A 16,095-nucleotide genomic window follows, 5' to 3' on the forward strand; every position below is an offset into this window, starting at 1 on the left:
GTGGCGGGTGTATCAGGCGTTCACGGCCCGGGCGTGGAGCATACGGCGGACGGCGTCGGAGCGTTCCAGGAGAGTGTTGCGGACCACGGGGGCCGCGTCCTGGGCCGCCTGCCGGGCCTTCTCGATGTACGCGGAGTCGATGGCGTACGGCGGGAAGAGCTGCGAGGTGTAGACCATCGCCGGGATCATTCCGCCCTGGTCCAGCTGGGGGATCTCGGTCAGATAGCGCTCGGCGTAGGGGGCGAGCAGGGCGTCCTGGCCGGGGCGCCAGAAGGCGTCCGCCACCGCCCTGACCGACTGGACGGGCACTGTGCGGTCCACGGCCAGCCGCTGCCAGACCTCCGCCTTGGCGGCCGGGTCGGGGGTGGTGGCCCGGACGGTGAGGGCGCGGACCCAGGCGTCGGGGTCGGGGTCGCGTTCGAGCAGGGCGGCGGACGCGGCGGTGACGTCGGCGCCGAGTTCGGCCTCGCGGGCGAGGGCGCGCCAGCGCAGGTCGATGTCGTCGCCCGCCTGGTCGCGGAGCCAGGCCAGGTCCTCGGCGGCGGTCGCGGTGCGGGCCAGGCCGCGCAGGGCCACCTGGCGGCGGCCCGGGTCGTCGGCGAGCTGCCGGCAGGCCTTGGCCGCGGCCTCCGTCAGGGCGGGGCGGTCGGCGTCCGGGGCCCAGAGTTCGGCGATGTTGGTGACGAGGGTCAGGAAGGGCTCGATCACGGCGTCGGACGTCTCGGCGGCGAGGACCGCGGTGAGGCACCGTCCGGCTTCGGCCGCCGTGGCCTCGCCGGCCGTGAGCATGTCCCAGACGGTGGCGGCGGCCGCGCCCCGGGAGATGGCGGTGGGCAGCTGGGCCGCCGTGCGGAAGAGGGTGTCCCGGGTGGCGGGGTCCGGGCGGGTGGTGGCGAAGGTGAGGTCGTCGTCGTTGATCAGGAGGAGGTCGGACGTGGCGGGAAGGCCGGTGACCGGGGTGCGGGGCTCGGTGACCTCGACGCGGACCAGGGCGGTGCGTTCGAGGGCGTCACCGTCACGTTCGTACGCGCCGACCGCCAGGACCTGCGGGCGCGGGGTGCCGTCGGCGACGAGGGTGACGGTGTCGCCGTCGTGCTCCAGGGTGAAGCGGTCGGTGCCGGCCGTCTCCAGCCAGGCCTTCCGCCAGCCGGCGAGGTCCCGGCCGCTCGCCTCGCCGAGGGCGTCGATCAGGTCCTGGAGGGTGGTGGTGCCCCAGGCGTGGCGGGCGAAGTAGGCGGCCATGCCGGTGCGGAACCGGTCCTCGCCGACGTAGGTCATCAACTGCTGGAGGACGGAGGCGCCCTTGGGATAGGTGATGTTGTCGAAGATCGACGCGGCCTGGGCGACGTCGTGGATGGGCTGGTGGATCGGGTGGGAGACCGGGCCCTGGTCGGAGAGGTAGGCCTTGAGCTTGTCGCCGGCGAGGTGGCCGGCCCAGGCGTCGGTGTAGCGGGTGGCGCCCTCCGCGGCCCAGTGGCAGGCGAACTCGGCGAAGGCCTCGTTCAGCCAGAGGTCGTCCCACCAGCGCATGGTGACGATGTTGCCGAACCACATGTGCGCCATCTCGTGCAGCAGCACGACCGCGAGCAGCTCGCGCTCGGCGGGCGTCGGCGTGGCCCGCCGCAGGAACATGTCAGACCAGGTCACACAGCCGTAGTTCTCCATGGCGCCGCCGAACTCGGGCATGAACACCTGGTCGTACTTGCGCTGCGGGAACGGCATCGCGAAGGCCTCGGCGTAGAAGGCAAGGCCCTGGCGGGTGAGGGTGAAGATCTCGTCGGCGTCGCGTTCCAGGACCTGGGCGAGCGAGCGGCGGGCGAAGATGCCGAGGTCGTGGCCGTCGGCCTCGCGGCGGATCTCGTGGAAGGGGCCCGCGTTGACGACGGTGTTGTACACGGACAGCGGCGGGGTGTCCGGGAAGCTCCAGCGGCGGGCCGCGCCCTGCTCCTCGACGCGCGGGCCGCCGGAGTTGCTGAGGACGGTCCAGGCGGCCGGGGCGGTCACGGTGAAGGCGTGCGGGGCCTTGAGGTCGGGCTGGTCGAAGCAGGCCCAGACGAAGCGGGCCTCGTCCGGTTCGAAGCTGGTCCAGACGTAGACCTCGCCGTCGGCGGGGTCTACGGCCTTGTGGACGCCCGGGCTGACCGTGGTGTCGGCCTGGACGCTCTCCACGCGCAGCACGTTGTGCGCGGCCAGGCCGGGCAGCGGTATCCGGCCGTCGTCGGTGGGGGTGAGGGGGGCGCCGTTGAGGGTCGCGGAGCGGACCTCGGCCGCGCAGTCGACGAAGGACTCGGCGCCCGGCTCGGAGCAGCCGAAGGCCACCGTGGAGACGCACCGGATCTCCGGTCCGCCGGGCAGGGCGGTGAGGTCGATGTCCACCTCGTACCGCTCGACCGTGATCAGATCGGACCGGCGCTCGGCCTCGGTGCGGGTCAGGCTTCGGATCCCCATGTGTCCTCCCTCGTGTGCCCGTCCCCCGTCGGCGGGCAGCGGGCGTCAGCCTACGACGGGAAGAGCTGGTGATCGCAGGGATTTTAGGTTCCCTTCTTCTAGAACCTGTTCTATCTTGACGGACCGTCAGATCAGCGGACCCGCCGGGAGGACAGGACCGTGGACTTCACCTTCACCGAGGAGCAGCTGGCGGCGGCCGAGGCGGCGCGTGGGGTGCTCGCCGGGGTGGCACCGGACGCGGTGCCGAGCCCCGCGCTGACCACCGGCGCCGTGGCCGAGCACTTCGACCGGGACCTGTGGGAGCGGCTGGCCGCCGCGGACCTGCTGAGTCTGCTGACGGCCGAGGAGTACGGCGGGGCGGGCCTGGACGCCATCGCGCTCTGCCTCGCGCTCCGGGAGTCGGCGAAGGTGCTGGCCCGGGTACCGCTGCTGGAGAACAGTGCGGCCATGGCGGCCGTGCAGGCCTACGGGGACGAGGAGCTGAGGAGCCGGCTGCTGGCGCGGGCGGGGCGCGGCGAGCTGGTGCTGACCGTCGCCGCGAGCGGACGCACCGGGCACGACCCGGCCGAGCTGGCGGCGACCGCGCGACGGCAGGGTGACGTGTGGGTGCTGGACGGGGTGCAGACGGCGGTGCCGTGGGCGTACGACGCCGATCTCGTCGTCGTACCGGCGCATACCGACGGCGACCGGAGCGTGCTGGCGCTGGTGGCGCCGTCTGCTGACGGGGTCACGCTCGCCGAGCAGGTGTCGACCAGCGGGGAACGGCTCGGTGAGCTGCGACTGGAGTCGGCACGGGTCGCGGAGCGGGATGTGGTGACCGCGGCGGGGGCCTGGGAGTGGCTGCGGGAACTGCTGGCGACCGGGACGTGTGCACTGGCGCTCGGGGTGGGTGAGCGGGTGCTGCGGATGACCAGTGAGTACACGGGGAAGCGGGAGCAGTTCGGGCATCCCGTCGCCACGTTCCAGGCGGTCGCCGTGCAGGCCGCCGACCGGTACATCGACCTGCGGGCCATGGAGGCGACGCTGTGGCAGGCGGCGTGGCGGATCGCCTCCGGGGCGACCGGGGCGTTGCCGGCGGCCGGGGATGTGGCGGTGGCGAAGATCTGGGCGGCCGAGGGGGTGCGGCGGGTGGTGCAGACCGCGCAGCATCTGCACGGGGGGTTCGGGGCCGACACGGAGTACGTGCTGCACCGGTATCACGCCTGGGCGAAGCAGCTAGAGCTGGCGCTCGGGTCTGCCGGGGCCCATGAGGAGGCGCTGGGGGATCTGCTGGCCGCGCACCCCCTGGGATAGCGGGGGCGCCCCGGTGCGGGGCGCCGTCGGGTCCCCTCAGATGACGAAACCCGGTTCGCCCGTGTCCGTCACTACCTCTCGTCCTGCCGCCTGCCACACCTGCATGCCGCCGTCCACGTTCACCGCGTCGATGCCCTGCTGGCCCAGGTACATCGTGACCTGGGCCGAGCGGCCGCCGGAGCGGCAGATGACGTGGACGCGGCCGTCCTGGGGAGCGGCCTCGGTGAACTCGCCGTAGCGGGCCACGAACTCGCTGATCGGGATGTGCAGGGCGCCCGCGGCGTGGCCCGCCTGCCACTCGTCGTCCTCGCGGACGTCCAGCAGGAAGTCGCCGTCCTTGAGGTCCGCGACCTCGACCGTGGGCACACGCGCTGCGAAGTTCATGGCTCCGACGCTACCCGACCGCTACTCCTCGGTGAGCAGCGCGGCCAGCTCCGCCTCCCGCTCGGCCACGTCCTTGTAGAGCTTCTCGGCGATCTCGTCGAGCAGGCTGTCCGGGTCGTCGGGGGCCAGCCGGAGCAGGCCGGCGATGGGGCCGCCCTCCAGTTCCTTGGCGACCAGGGTGAGCAGTTCCTTGCGCTCGGCCAGCCATTCGAGGCGGGCGTACAGCTCCTCGGCGCGGCTCGGCTTGCGCTCCGGCGGGACCGGGCCGGCCGCCCACTCCTCGGCCAGCTCCCGCAGCAGGGCCTCGTCGCCGCGGGCGTAGGCCGCGTTGACCCGGCTGAGGAACTCCTCGCGCCGCTCCTGCTCGGCCGGCTCCTGCACCAGGTCGGGATGGGCCTTGCGGGCCAGCTCGCGGTAGAGCCGACGGGCCTCCTCGCTGGGCCGCACCCGCTGCGGAGGCCGTACCTCCTGCTCGGTGAGCATCGCGGCGGCCTCCGGGAACAGGCCGTGGCCGTCCATCCAGCCGTGCAGCAGTTCCTCGACGCCGGGGATGGGCAGGACCCGGGCCCGGGCCTCCTCGGCGGCGCGGATGTCCTCGGGGTCGCCGGTGCGGGCGGCCTTGGCCTCGGCGATGCGCGCGTCCAGCTCTTCGAGGCGGAGATAGAGGGGGCCGAGCTTCTGCTCGTGCAGGCGAGAGAAGTTCTCGACCTCGACACGGAAGGTCTCGACCGCGATCTCGTACTCGATCAACGCCTGCTCGGCGGCCCGCACGGCCTGTTCCAGGCGTTCCTCGGGCCGCGGTGCCTCAGACTGCTCAGCTTCCGGGGTCGTCACCCGACCAGACTAGGGCCTGTCGTCCTCGGGGGTGGCCGCCACCCACTCGGCGACCAGATCTCTGCAGGCCACGACGAGGGTTCCGGGGCGGCAGGCCAGCTCGTGCGTGCAGCCGTCGGGGTACGGGAGGATCTCGTCGAGGATCACCTCGCCGAGCGAGGTCAGGTCGCAGGCACCCAGGATGTCCGTCTGGAAGCGGGAGACCCCCGCGTAGCGGACGACCAGGTCCTCGTCGTGCTTGAAGCAGTTGTGACGGAAGCGGATCTCGATGTCGTCGGGGGCCGTGCGGCGCATCCCCAGCGGGCGCAGGTCCTTCACACAGCGGTGGCCGCCGAAGTCGTAGTGGTCCGGGTCGGTGGCGAAGGCGCGGGCGCCGGGCGGCAGCTCACCGGCGAGCTCCGGGAGCCGCGCCAGATAGGGGCCGGGGTCGACGCGGACCGGCCCCACGCCCTCGCCGTCGGCGAAGACCGGGCCCCTGCCCTCGTCGTCGGCGAAGACCGGGCCCTTGCTCTCGCCGTCCTCGATGACGACGTACTTCACGTCATGACCTCGTCACCGGCCGTCACACCCCGAGTTCCGCCGCGATCCGGCCCGTCCGCACCGCGGCCACCAGTTCCTCGTGGTCCGCCTCCGTGCGGTCGGCGTAGGTCACCGCGAACGCGGCGATCGCCTCGTCCAGCTCCTCGTTCTTGCCGCAGTAGCCGGCGATCAGGCGCGGGTCGGCGCTGTGGGAGTGGGCGCGGGCCAGCAGGGCGCCGGTCATCCGGCCGTAGTCGTCGATCTGGTCGGGCGACAGGGCGGCCGGGTCGACGCTGCCCTTGCGGTTGCGGAACTGGCGGACCTGGAAGGGCCGGCCCGCCACCGTGGTCCAGCCGAGCAGGATGTCGCTGACCACCTGCATCCGCTTCTGCCCGAGGACCACCCGGCGCCCCTCGTGGTCGACGGCGGGCGCCTCGAAGCCGGCCGTCGCCAGGTGCGGGACGAGCGCGGACGAGCGGGCCTCCTTGACCTGGAGGATCAGCGGCTCACCGCGATGGTCCAGGAGCAGCACGACATACGACCGGGTGCCGACGCTGCCGGTGCCGACTATCCGGAAGGCGACGTCGTGCGGGGCATGCCGGGAGAGCAGCGGGTGGCGGTCCTCGGAGAGCGTGGTGACGTAGTGCTCCAGGGCCGCCACGACCGCTTCCGCCTCCTCGTCCGCGACCCGGCGCAGCACCGGCACGGCGTCGACGAAGCGGCGCCCGCCGTTCTCGGTGGGCTCGGTGGAACGGGCCGCGAACCGGCCGCTGGTGTTGGCGCGGGCCTTCTCCGAGACCCGGCGCAGGGTGCCGAGCATGTCGTGGGCGTCGGAGTGGGAGACCAGCTCCTCGTCCGCGATGGCGTTCCACGCGTCCAGCACCGGGAGCTTCGCCAGCAGGCGCATGGTGCGGCGGTAGGCGCCGGCCGCGTCACCCGCCGCCTTGCGGCACATGTCCTCGTCGGCGCCCGCCTCCCGGCCTGCCAGCACCAGGGAGGCGGCGAGCCGCTTGAGGTCCCACTCCCAGGGGCCGAGCACCGTCTCGTCGAAGTCGTTCAGATCGATGACGAGATCGCCGCGCGGGTCGCCGTACAGGCCGAAGTTGGCCGCGTGGGCGTCGCCGCAGATCTGGGTGGCGATCCTGGTCATCGGGGTGCGGGCCAGGTCGTGCGCCATCAGGCCGGCCGAGCCGCGCAGGAACGCGAACGGGCTCGCCGTCATTCTGCCGACCCTTATCGGGATCAGCTCCGGGATACGGTCGCGGTTGGACTCCTCGACGGCGCTCACCGCGTCGGGCCGAGAGCCGTCCAGGTCCAGGGCGTCATGGCTGCGGCGCGGCACGGCCGAACGCAGCGCCTGGCCCTCCTCCTTGGGCGAGCCCTTTACCGGCCACTGCGCAAAGCCCTTCGGCGAGGGCAACTTGCGCGCGCCCGCCGTCGTCAGCTCTTCCAGTCCGGTCACGTCGACCGCCTCCCCCGTACTCCGCACACACACCCGCACGAACATCAACTCGTGGAAACGGTACAGGTGGGGGCCGGAAACGTGTCAGACCCTGTGGATAACTTCGGGGGGCCGGACAGGAACCGGGACCGGACAGGAACCGGGGGGCGAACAGGAACCGGGGGGCGGCCGTCGTCAGATGTCTGCGGCTGATTGGGGCTGGTCGCGCCACGCGGCGGTAGCCGCATATCGACTACAGCGCGCGCCCCTTGGGTGGGATCACTGGCCCTACCTCCAGGGGCGCGGGGAACTGCGCGAGCAACCACAACGCACCCGCACCCGCACCCGCACCCGAGAGCACCCCCGCACCCGGAAGCACCCTCGCACCAGCCCACCTCAAGCCCACCTCAGCCCATCTCAAGCCCGCAGGAAAGCCAGCACCGCCAGTACCCGCCGATGTGTCTCCTCCGCCGGTGGCAGGTCCAGCTTCGTCAGGATCCCGCCGATGTGCTTGCCCACCGCCGCCTCCGAGACCACCAGCTCCCGGGCGATCGCGCCGTTCGACTTCCCCTCCGCGACCAGCGCCAGCACCTCCCGCTCGCGCGGGGACAGCCGCTCCAGCGGATCCCGGCGCCGGCGCAGCAGTTGCCGTACCACCTCGGGGTCGACCACCGTCCCCCCGTCGGCCACCGCGCACAACGCCTCGACGAAGTCCGCGACCTGCCCCACCCGGTCCTTGAGGAGATAGCCGACGCCCGTCCCGTCACCGGAGTCGAGAAGGTCGGCCGCGTAGCTGCGCTGCACGTACTGACTGAGCACCAGGATCGGCAGCGTCGGCCGTGTCGCACGCAGTCGCACCGCCGCGTGCAGGCCCTCGTCCTGGAAGCCCGGCGGCATCCGTACGTCCGTCACGACGACGTCCGGCGCATGCTCCGCCACCGCCGCGACCAGCGCCTCCGCGTCCCCCACGGCCGCGACCACCTCGTGTCCGCAGCGGCTCAGCAGTCCGACGATCCCCTCCCGCAGCAGCACGCTGTCCTCGGCGAGGACTACCCGCAGCGGTCGTTCGGTTCGCACGGCAACTCCACACGCAGCAGGGTCGGTCCGCCCGGCGGACTGGACACGGAGAGTGTGCCATCCAGCACCGACACCCGGTCCCCGAGTCCGGTGAGCCCGCTGCCCGCCGAGGCGTCCGCGCCGCCCCGGCCGTCGTCCCGCACCTCCAGGAACAGCCGCCCGTCCCGGTACCCGCCGCGCACCCCGGCGCGGCCCGCGCCACTGTGCCGGTCGACGTTGGCGAGTGCCTCGCGCACCACGAAGTACGCGGCCGCCTCCACCGGTTGCGGCAGCCGCACGGGGAGCCGGAAGTCGACGTCCACGGGAACGGCCGTGCGGTCGGCCGCGTCGGCCACCGCCGCCGCCAGACCGTGGTCGGCGAGCACCTTGGGATGGATGCCGTGGACGATCTCCCGCAGTTCGGTGAGCGCCTCGCCCACCTCCCGCTGGGCCTTGGCGAGCTGTTCGGCGAACGGGCCCGGCGGGGCGTCCAGCAGGGCCAGGCCGAGGGTCATCGACAGGGCGACCAGGCGTTGCTGGGCGCCGTCGTGCAGATCGCGTTCGATACGCCGCCGCTCCGCCTCGAAGGCATCCACCAACCGCGCTCGGGACCGCGCCAGTTCGACCATCCGTGACCCCAGTTCCGCCTCGCGAGGCGCGACCAGCAGCCGGGTCAGCTCGGCCCGGGCGCCGGCGGTGACGCCCAGCGCATAGCCGCCCAGAGCCAGCAGCGACAATCCCAGCGCCGCGGCCCCGAAGGCGGCCGGCCAGGTGCTGACCGTCCACGCCTTCAGCACCTTCGTCCCGCGCCCCTCGCCGGCCGTGGCCAGCAGCAGCGGGGCGGTGACCAACGACAGCGGGCAGAGCAGGGCGAGGGTCACGGCGAGCGCGTCCAGGGGCCACAACAGGCCCGCGAACAGCAGCGCGTGGCCGAGCTCGCGCCAGGTCGCCCGCTCCCGCAGCCGGGTCGTCAGCCAGGCCCGCAGGCCGGTCGCGGAAGGCCGTACATGCGGGTCGTACGCCGGATGCCGGTCGACCAGCCGCAGCCGGTGCCGTTCGAGCCGGGCCACCGGAAGGCCCGCGAGCGCCGTGAGGAGCAGCAGTGGCAGCCCGACGAGTACGACGGCGAGCGCGACGCCGGCCGTGACCGCGGTGACCAGTCCCACGAGGAGTACGGCACCGGTGACCGCGCCGGTCAGCAGGTAACCGGCGGCACGCCAGGGCCAGCCGGAGACCAGGAAGCCGGGCCCGGCCATGGCCTGCCAGACGCTGCGGGGAGGGGGCTGCATGCCGGTCACCGTAGGCGGCGGGCCGCGGCCCGGGCCATCCGTCCAGCCACCGAGGTGGAGGTATGCCTGGCCCTACCCCGGATCTCCGTCCCGCCGCACTGCGCCACCCTGCCCCCGGACGGTTTCGTGGACCCACCACCGGGCGACACCACCGGGCGACACCACCGGGCGCCACCACCCGGCGCCACCACCCGGCGACCATCCAGCCATCACCGGACCACCACCGGACGACCCTTCGAGCAGTGAGGACCCATGACCAGCAACACCGACAGCACCAGCGGCACCGGCGACGCGATCACCTTGCGCTCCGTCAGCAGGCGTTACGGCTCCGGCGACAGCACCGTCACCGCACTCGACCAGGTCTCCCTGGGCTTCCCGAAGGGCACCTTCACCGCCGTCATGGGCCCATCCGGCTCCGGCAAGTCGACGTTGTTGCAGTGCGCGGCGGGCCTGGACCGGCCCACCTCCGGGTCGGTCCTGCTGGCCGGGACCGAACTGACCGGGCTGAGCGAGACGAAGCTGACCCTGCTGCGCCGGAAGCGGGTCGGGTTCGTGTTCCAGTCGTTCAACCTGCTGCCCTCGCTGACCGCCGAGCAGAACGTGGCGCTGCCGCTGCGGCTGTCCGGCCGGCGCGTGCCGAGGTCCCGGGTCCGCGAGGTGCTCCGGCAGGTCGGTCTCGGCGAACGCGCCCGGCACCGGCCGACCGAGCTGTCCGGCGGCCAGCAGCAGCGGGTGGCGCTGGCCCGTGCCCTGGTCACCCGCCCCGAGGTGCTGTTCGGCGACGAGCCGACCGGCGCCCTGGACTCACGGACCGGCCGGGAGGTGCTGACGCTGCTGCGGGCCATGGTCGACGGCCAGGGCCAGACGACCGTCATGGTCACCCATGACCCCGTCGCCGCCTCCTACGCGGACCGCGTGCTCTTCCTGGTCGACGGCCGGGTCAACGACGAACTGACGAGCGCGAGCGCCGACGTCATCGCGGCACGGATGACCGAGCTGGAGACACGACCCACCACCGGCACCCGAACCGCACCCCGAACCAAACCGACGACCGACACCGAACCCACACCCCAAACCAAACCCACGACCGACACCGAACCCACACCCCAAACCAAACCCACACCCCAAACCGGCCCCGGAACCACCCCCACCCCCACCCTCCAGTCGAAGGCCCTCCCGTGCTGAGTGTCGCCCTGCGCACCCTGCGCGCCCGCTGGGTCACCTTCGTCGGCGGATTCGTCGCCCTCGCGCTCGGCGTCGGGCTGCTCACCGTGATGGGCCTCGCCCTCGCCGCCTCGCTGGACGCGCCGACCCGCGCCCCGGAGCGGTTCGCCGCCGCCCCGGTCGTCGTGACGGGCACCGACACCCTGCGCGTGCCCACCCCGATCGGCGACCGCACCCAGAAGCTGGCCGAGCCGCATGCCGTACCCCCCGCCGCCGTCGCCGAGTTGGAGAGACTAGGCCGGGTCACCCCGGACCGCTCCTTCGCCGTACGGGCGCGGGGCGGCCCCGGCGATCTGGTCGGCCACCCCTGGTCGGTCGCCGCGTTCGCGCCGTACGAGATCGCCTCGGGACGTGCCCCCCGCGCCGCCGACGAGGTGGTGGTCAGCGGGACCTGGACGGAGCCCGGCCAGAGCCTGCGCACGCAGCACGGCAGCGTCAGGGTCGTCGGCACGGTCGCCGACCGCGGCTTCGAGCACGCCGTCTTCTACACCGACGCCCGGGCCGCGCAACTCCAGCCCCGCAGTGTGCAGTTGGCCACATCCGCCGATGCCACGGCCGTACGGAACACGGTGAAAAACATCACGGGCGTCCGGGTCCTCACGGGCGCCGACCGCCGCTACGCCGACCCGGACCCCGACCGTGACCGGGAGGCGCTGACCGCGCTGAACGCCCTGTTCGGCACGGCCGGCGGAGTCACCGCCTTCGTGTCGGTGTTCGTGGTGGCGTCGACGTTCGCCTTCGCGGTCGCCCAGCGCCGCCGCGAGTTCGGTCTGCTGCGCGCCGCCGGGGCGACGCCCGGGCAGCTGCGCCGGACGGTGGCCGCCGAGGCCCTGCTGGTCGGCGTGATCGCCTCGGCGGCGGGCTGTGTGCTCGGCCGGTACGGCGCACCCCGCCTCGTCCGCTGGACGGTCGACGGCGGACTCGCCCCGGACTGGTTCGAGACGGGTGACGCCGTCTGGCCGTACTGCGCGGCCTTCTCGACCGGAGTGCTGGTCGCGCTCTGCGGAGTGGTCGCCGCGTCCTGGCGGGCGGGCCGGACCGGGCCGGCACAGGCGCTGCGCGAGGCAGCCGTGGACAACAGGCCGATGACCTGGGGGCGTTGGCTGTGCGGCGGGACCCTGTTGGTGGCCGCGGCCGTGCTCCCGTTCCTCGGCGACCCGGGCGATCTGCTGCACCGCAAGAGCTATGTAAGCCGTCCGATGCTGTTGATCACGGCGGTCGCCCTGCTGGCACCCGTCCTGGTCCGCCCGCTGACCCGGCTGCTCACCTGGGCCCCGGCGCGGCTCCCGGGCGCCGCCGGCCTGCTGGTGCGCGAGAACGCGGCCGCCGCGGTGCGCCGTACGGCCTCCGTCGCGGCGCCTGTGCTGGTGACGGTCGCCCTCGCGGGCTCGCTGCTCGGCGCCGCCGCCACGCTCAACGCGGCCAGGGCCGCCGAGACCCGCGCCCGGACCACCGCCGCCTTCGTCGTCACGCCCTCGGCGGGCGGGTTCGACGGAGCGACGGTCAAGGCGCTGCGCGCGGTGCCCGACACCGAGGTGTCCATGACCTCGGCGAGCGCGGTGTACGTCCTGGAGGACGGGGTCGCACTGGTCAAGTCCGAGGCCAGGGCCGCCGATCCCGCCGCCCTGGCCGTCACCGCCCGCCTCCCGCTCGCCGCCGGCCGGACCACCGGCCTGGACGACGGCTCGATCATCGTCAACGAGGAGTGGGAGAGGCACACCGTCGGGCAGCGGGTGCGGGTGTGGCTGGGCGACGGCACCCGGAAGACCCTGCGCATCGCCGCCGTGATGACAAGGGGCACCGGCGACAACGGCGTGTACGTCACCCCGGCCAACGCCGCGGGCGCGGCCGTCGACCGGGTCGACGTGGCCCTGGCGGACGGCGCGGACGCGGACACGGTGGCCGCCGGCCTGCGCGCGGCGGTCCGGGCGGACGGCGGCCGGGTCCGTACCGCGGACCAGTGGATCGCGGCGACCTACCCGCGGACCGACCGCACCACCCGCCTCGGCTTCCTCCTGGTCCTCGGCATCGCGCTCCTCTACACCGGGATCTCCCTGGTCAACACGATGGTGATGGCCACCTCCGACCGGGTCCGCGAACTGGCCGCGCTACGGCTGGCCGGCGCCACCCGCCGGCAGGTGCTGCGGCTGGTCGGCGCCGAGGCGCTGACGGTGGTCGCGGTCGGCGCCCTGCTGGGCCTGCTGGTCACGGCCCTGAACCTGACGACCGTCGGGGCGGCCCTGCACGTCCTGCACGCCCCGGCCGGCCTCGCCCTCCCTTGGCCGGCCCTGGCCGCCACCACCGCCGTCTGCGCGGCCCTCGCGGTCTTGGCCGCGACCGTTCCGGCCGCCGCGGCCACCCGAAGACCGCACCCGTTCCCCCGGTGATCCACCCAGCGGTCCGGCCTTGATCCACACAGCGGTGCCCCCGGTGATCCACACAGTGATCTGCACAGCGATCCGCCCGGTGATCCACCCAACGGTCCGCCCAGTGAGAGACACCTCACACCGACAGGAAAATCACACCGCCGAGCCGGTCCGACTGACCACCCGCCAGCCCCCGTGAACCACAACGGCACAGCAGAAAGGCCCATCGTGATCACGATGGGCCTTTGCCTCTGTGGGGAACCGACGAAATGCGCTGATCAGGGTGCTCGGTCAGCGAGCATTCCCCGTGCACCTTGAGATCATTTCCCAGTTCAGACGACGCCCTTCTGATCTCAAGGCGCGCTCTCGGTTGTCAGCGCGTCGTTCAGCGGCGCGTCAGGGCCTGGCGCAGCACGTCGTACACGTAGGTGTTGGCGTGCTTGCCGGTGAAGCGGTCGGACAGCGGGCCGGCCGCGGTGACGGGAACGTCCACACCGGTGTGGCCGGACGTGGTCCAGTCGATGTAGAAGCTCTTCTCGCTGCCGCGGATGCTGAACGGACCGTCCTCGGCGGAGATGCCGGTGCCGGACTCGTCAGCGGCGTCCGAGTCCTCGACGGCCAGGCCGCCGGTCTCGTGGTCGCCGGTGACGACGAGCAGGGTGTCGGGGTGGGTGGCGACGTAGGCACGGGCCACGGCCACCGCCTTCTCGAGTTCCTGCATGGACTGCAGGACGCGGGTGCCGTTGTTCGAGTGGGCGAACTCGTCCACGCCCTCTTCCTCGACCATGAGGAAGAAGCCCTTCTTGTTCTTGTCCAGCGTGCTCAGGGCCTTGCTGGTCATGGTGGAGAGACCGACCACCGGGCTGTACACGTCGCCCTGGCCCTCGGCGCGCTGCTGGAACATCTCCTCGTTGGCGAAGAGGCCGAGGAGCTTGCCGCCTTTGGCGCGGCTGAGCTGGTCCGCGCTGGAGACGTAGGAGTAACCGGCCTTCTTGGCCTTGGCGATGAGGTTGCCCTTGGTGCCCTTGCTCGCCTCGGACGCATCCTCGGCGGGCTGGTCCTTGAACGCGCCGGCGCTGCCCGCGGGCAGCCACCAGTCCTCGCCACCGCCCAGGATCACGTCGGGCTTGCTGACCTCGATGTACTGGCGGGCGATCTCGTCCTGCGCCGAACGGTTGGCGGTGTTCGCGAAGAACGCCGCCGGCGACGCGTCGGTGACCTGCGCGGTGGTGACCAGGCCGGTGGCCTTGCCGGCCGCCTTGGCCTGCCGGCCGAGGGTGGCCAGCGGGTTGCCGTCCACGTCGACGCTGATCGCGCCGTTGTAGGTCTTCTCGCCCGTGGCCCACGCGGTCGCCGCGGCGGCCGAGTCGGTGACGACGGCCTTCGGGTCGTCCGGCTCGGTGGTCAGCTGGCCCGAGGTGGGGAGCTTGTCCATCGCGAGCTGGCCGCCCAGGCCGGTCAGGTGCAGGCGGGCGGCCTGGCGCGTGGCGGCGCCCATGCCGTCGCCGTTGATGAAGATGACGTTCTTGGCGGTCGAGGCCTTGGCCGAGGCGTGCGGAACCGAGGCCGACGCGCCCAGCGTCGGGCTGACCACCATCGTCACGACCGCAGCGGCAACCGCGGCGGCTGCGGGAGCGGCGAACCGCCGAGCCCTACGAACATCCAGGGACACAACGTCCTCCGTTACTGTTCTTGCCCATTGCTTGACCGCGAACATAGGTTTCTTTTGGAGGGTGTTGACCAATTGCAGATGACCAGTACGCGACTAGATCTTTAGTAGGGGGTGAAGGCGCAGGCCCCGTACTTGTTCGGACAGGTCACGCGAGGACGGACTCCGTCCCCTGCCTGCCGCAAGCCCCGCGCTCGGCGACGGCACATCTCCGCCTGATCGGCGCCGCAGGTCGTCACCATGACGGCACCCCGCATTCCGCTGGGGGTCGATGGCGTGACCGGACAGCAGGCAAGGCGCAGTAAGTGGCTGGACACCCTCGCCCTCGGCGGCGAACGCCCACGACGCGCCGCACCCACCATCGCCGGCACACCACAGAGCGATCCGGTCCCCCGGCACCGCAGCACAATGCAGACGTGCCCCTCTCGTGAGATAGCTCACGAGCAGGGCGCTCTTGACATGTCTTGACAAGAAGCGCGCGATGTCTCACAGCCAACGGACAGCCATCAGCGACTGCCGACGACCACCGGACAACGAGAAACGGGCCCCCGCCGTGACTTCCGTCACCGGCGGAGACCCGTTTCTTCGGTGTCTCTCTGTGGGGAACCGACGAAATGCGCTGGTCAGGCGCTACTCCGGCCCTTCGGTGATCATTTCCCGCGAACATGTAGATCGTTTCCCACCGCCATGGTGAGCCGCTCGTACGAGCTCGTTACCGAAACCTTCTGCATCGCCATCCCGGCCACGTCCATGACCGGCTCCGACGGCAGCAGGCAGGCTGCCGACACGTTCGCCTGGAACATCTTCCCGACCTATCGGTCCGTACCGGCGTTGCCCTCGTCGTTCGAAGAGTCTCGCCGCTTGGTCTCGCCCTCCGCGGATGGGCCCTTCCCCTGCGCCTCCAACAGCTCCAGGAGCGCAGCGTCTGCCTTTTTCTGGTCTTCCTTCGTCAGTTCGAGAGGTGCGTTGTTGTAGACGGTGTACCGGTCGGGATAAATGATGTTGGTGGTCCTCAAGGTGAACGTCAGAAGCGAGCGCCAACCCTTGCGGTGGCCAACCCTCACTTGGATTCGGACCTTGTAGTCACGAGCCTCCGGAACCAACCCAGAAAACGGTGCCTCGAACTCGATGAAGAGTTGTTGCGCCTCTCTGCCGGCCACAACGAATCCGGCCGGCAACTTCGGTTCCTCGTCGGGCCCGGGTTGGAGACGGGATGGTGAAGACGTCCATAGGAGTGGCAGATGAGAGGCGGGCTCATCGGGGAAGCTCAGCATGAGATCCTGCACGACTATCGGCTTGGCACCGGTGTTGTGTAGGACGAGCGGAAGCCGCAGGCGAACCATGGAGCCGTGGCAAATCGCTGCAAAGGAATGAGGCTCCCACGTCTCCAGGCGCCCCTGTCTGGCGTTGAGCCACCAGAATGAGGCGACGGTGAAGACCAATGCACTGACCGCCACAACGCTGGTAGCAGAAAGCGATGAGAACGCATTCTGATCAGCAGCGGCCGTCAGCGGAAGCACAAATTCAGTGTGCCAGCCTAAGGGTGGGCACGCTGAACGTCGCCCATGGGGC

General features: G+C 71.9%; 12 protein-coding genes and 1 pseudogene. 3 read left to right on the forward strand and 10 right to left on the reverse strand.

The window, feature by feature from the left end; genetic code table 11:
• Positions 1-12: 12 nt before the first annotated feature.
• On the reverse strand, positions 13-2,448 hold the full coding sequence (pepN, locus tag AB0D59_RS00590; RefSeq protein ID WP_362559028.1) for an aminopeptidase N: 2,436 nt from the start codon (positions 2,446-2,448) through the stop codon (positions 13-15).
• Between the two features lie 159 nt (positions 2,449-2,607).
• On the opposite strand from pepN, the gene AB0D59_RS00595 reads away from it, so the two are divergent.
• A complete protein-coding gene (locus tag AB0D59_RS00595) occupies positions 2,608-3,741 on the forward strand; it encodes an acyl-CoA dehydrogenase family protein (protein ID WP_362559029.1) in 1,134 nt (377 codons plus the stop codon).
• Between the two features lie 36 nt (positions 3,742-3,777).
• Here the strand turns inward: AB0D59_RS00595 and AB0D59_RS00600 are convergent, their stop codons facing one another.
• From AB0D59_RS00600 to AB0D59_RS00625, 6 genes are all read right to left on the reverse strand, one after another.
• The gene (locus AB0D59_RS00600; RefSeq protein WP_351738617.1) at positions 3,778-4,107 is read right to left on the reverse strand and encodes a rhodanese-like domain-containing protein; all 330 of its coding nucleotides are present in this window, start codon (positions 4,105-4,107) and stop codon (positions 3,778-3,780) included.
• A 39-nt stretch (positions 4,108-4,146) separates the two neighbouring features.
• On the reverse strand, positions 4,147-4,959 hold the full coding sequence (locus AB0D59_RS00605) for a hypothetical protein (RefSeq protein ID WP_362559031.1): 813 nt from the start codon (positions 4,957-4,959) through the stop codon (positions 4,147-4,149).
• Positions 4,960-4,968: 9 nt separating this feature from the next.
• Complete coding sequence (locus AB0D59_RS00610) at positions 4,969-5,499, reverse strand: hypothetical protein (protein ID WP_362559032.1); 531 nt, start codon at positions 5,497-5,499, stop codon at positions 4,969-4,971.
• Positions 5,500-5,521: 22 nt separating this feature from the next.
• Positions 5,522-6,985: a DUF2252 domain-containing protein gene (locus AB0D59_RS00615; RefSeq protein WP_362559034.1), complete on the reverse strand. Its 1,464-nt coding sequence runs from the start codon at positions 6,983-6,985 to the stop codon at positions 5,522-5,524.
• A gap of 351 nt (positions 6,986-7,336) precedes the next feature.
• Positions 7,337-7,996 carry a response regulator transcription factor gene (locus AB0D59_RS00620; protein WP_362559037.1) on the reverse strand — a complete coding sequence of 220 codons (660 nt, stop codon included), beginning with the start codon at positions 7,994-7,996 and terminating at the stop codon, positions 7,337-7,339.
• Positions 7,969-9,231, reverse strand: coding sequence for a sensor domain-containing protein (locus AB0D59_RS00625; RefSeq protein WP_362559816.1), 1,263 nt, complete (start codon positions 9,229-9,231; stop codon positions 7,969-7,971). Before AB0D59_RS00625 ends, AB0D59_RS00620 begins: the two co-directional genes overlap by 28 nt.
• Positions 9,232-9,516: 285 nt before the next feature.
• Here AB0D59_RS00625 and AB0D59_RS00630 point away from each other — a divergent pair.
• Together AB0D59_RS00630 and AB0D59_RS00635 are read left to right on the forward strand one after the other, a co-directional pair.
• Positions 9,517-10,266 (forward strand): annotated as a pseudogene (locus AB0D59_RS00630) (ABC transporter ATP-binding protein); the annotation flags it as partial.
• Positions 10,267-10,442: 176 nt separating this feature from the next.
• Entirely contained in the window at positions 10,443-12,875 is a 2,433-nt protein-coding gene (locus tag AB0D59_RS00635; RefSeq protein ID WP_362559039.1) for an ABC transporter permease, read from the forward strand.
• A gap of 364 nt (positions 12,876-13,239) precedes the next feature.
• On the opposite strand, the gene AB0D59_RS00640 is transcribed toward AB0D59_RS00635, so the two are convergent.
• The 3 genes from AB0D59_RS00640 to AB0D59_RS00650 all read right to left on the reverse strand — a co-directional run bounded on the left by AB0D59_RS00640 (position 13,240) and on the right by AB0D59_RS00650 (position 16,043).
• On the reverse strand, positions 13,240-14,451 hold the full coding sequence (locus tag AB0D59_RS00640; protein WP_362559819.1) for an alkaline phosphatase: 1,212 nt from the start codon (positions 14,449-14,451) through the stop codon (positions 13,240-13,242).
• Positions 14,452-15,173: 722 nt separating this feature from the next.
• On the reverse strand, positions 15,174-15,326 hold the full coding sequence (locus AB0D59_RS00645) for a hypothetical protein (RefSeq protein ID WP_362559041.1): 153 nt from the start codon (positions 15,324-15,326) through the stop codon (positions 15,174-15,176).
• Positions 15,327-15,335: 9 nt separating this feature from the next.
• On the reverse strand, positions 15,336-16,043 hold the full coding sequence (locus AB0D59_RS00650) for a hypothetical protein (RefSeq protein ID WP_362559043.1): 708 nt from the start codon (positions 16,041-16,043) through the stop codon (positions 15,336-15,338).
• Positions 16,044-16,095: the final 52 nt, after the last annotated feature.

The organism is Streptomyces sp. NPDC048417, assembly GCF_040651615.1.
GTDB lineage: Bacteria > Actinomycetota > Actinomycetes > Streptomycetales > Streptomycetaceae > Streptomyces.

Excerpts from the sequence above, each read along its gene's own strand:
- AB0D59_RS00645 (WP_362559041.1), bottom strand. The coding sequence starts at position 15,326 with ATGTTCCAGGCGAACGTGTCGGCAGCCTGCCTGCTGCCGTCGGAGCCG.
- AB0D59_RS00625 (WP_362559816.1), bottom strand. The coding sequence starts at position 9,231 with ATGGCCGGGCCCGGCTTCCTGGTCTCCGGCTGGCCCTGGCGTGCCGCC.
- AB0D59_RS00640 (WP_362559819.1), bottom strand. The coding sequence starts at position 14,451 with ATGGTGGTCAGCCCGACGCTGGGCGCGTCGGCCTCGGTTCCGCACGCC.
- pepN (WP_362559028.1), bottom strand. The coding sequence starts at position 2,448 with ATGGGGATCCGAAGCCTGACCCGCACCGAGGCCGAGCGCCGGTCCGAT.
- AB0D59_RS00615 (WP_362559034.1), bottom strand. The coding sequence starts at position 6,985 with ATGTTCGTGCGGGTGTGTGTGCGGAGTACGGGGGAGGCGGTCGACGTG.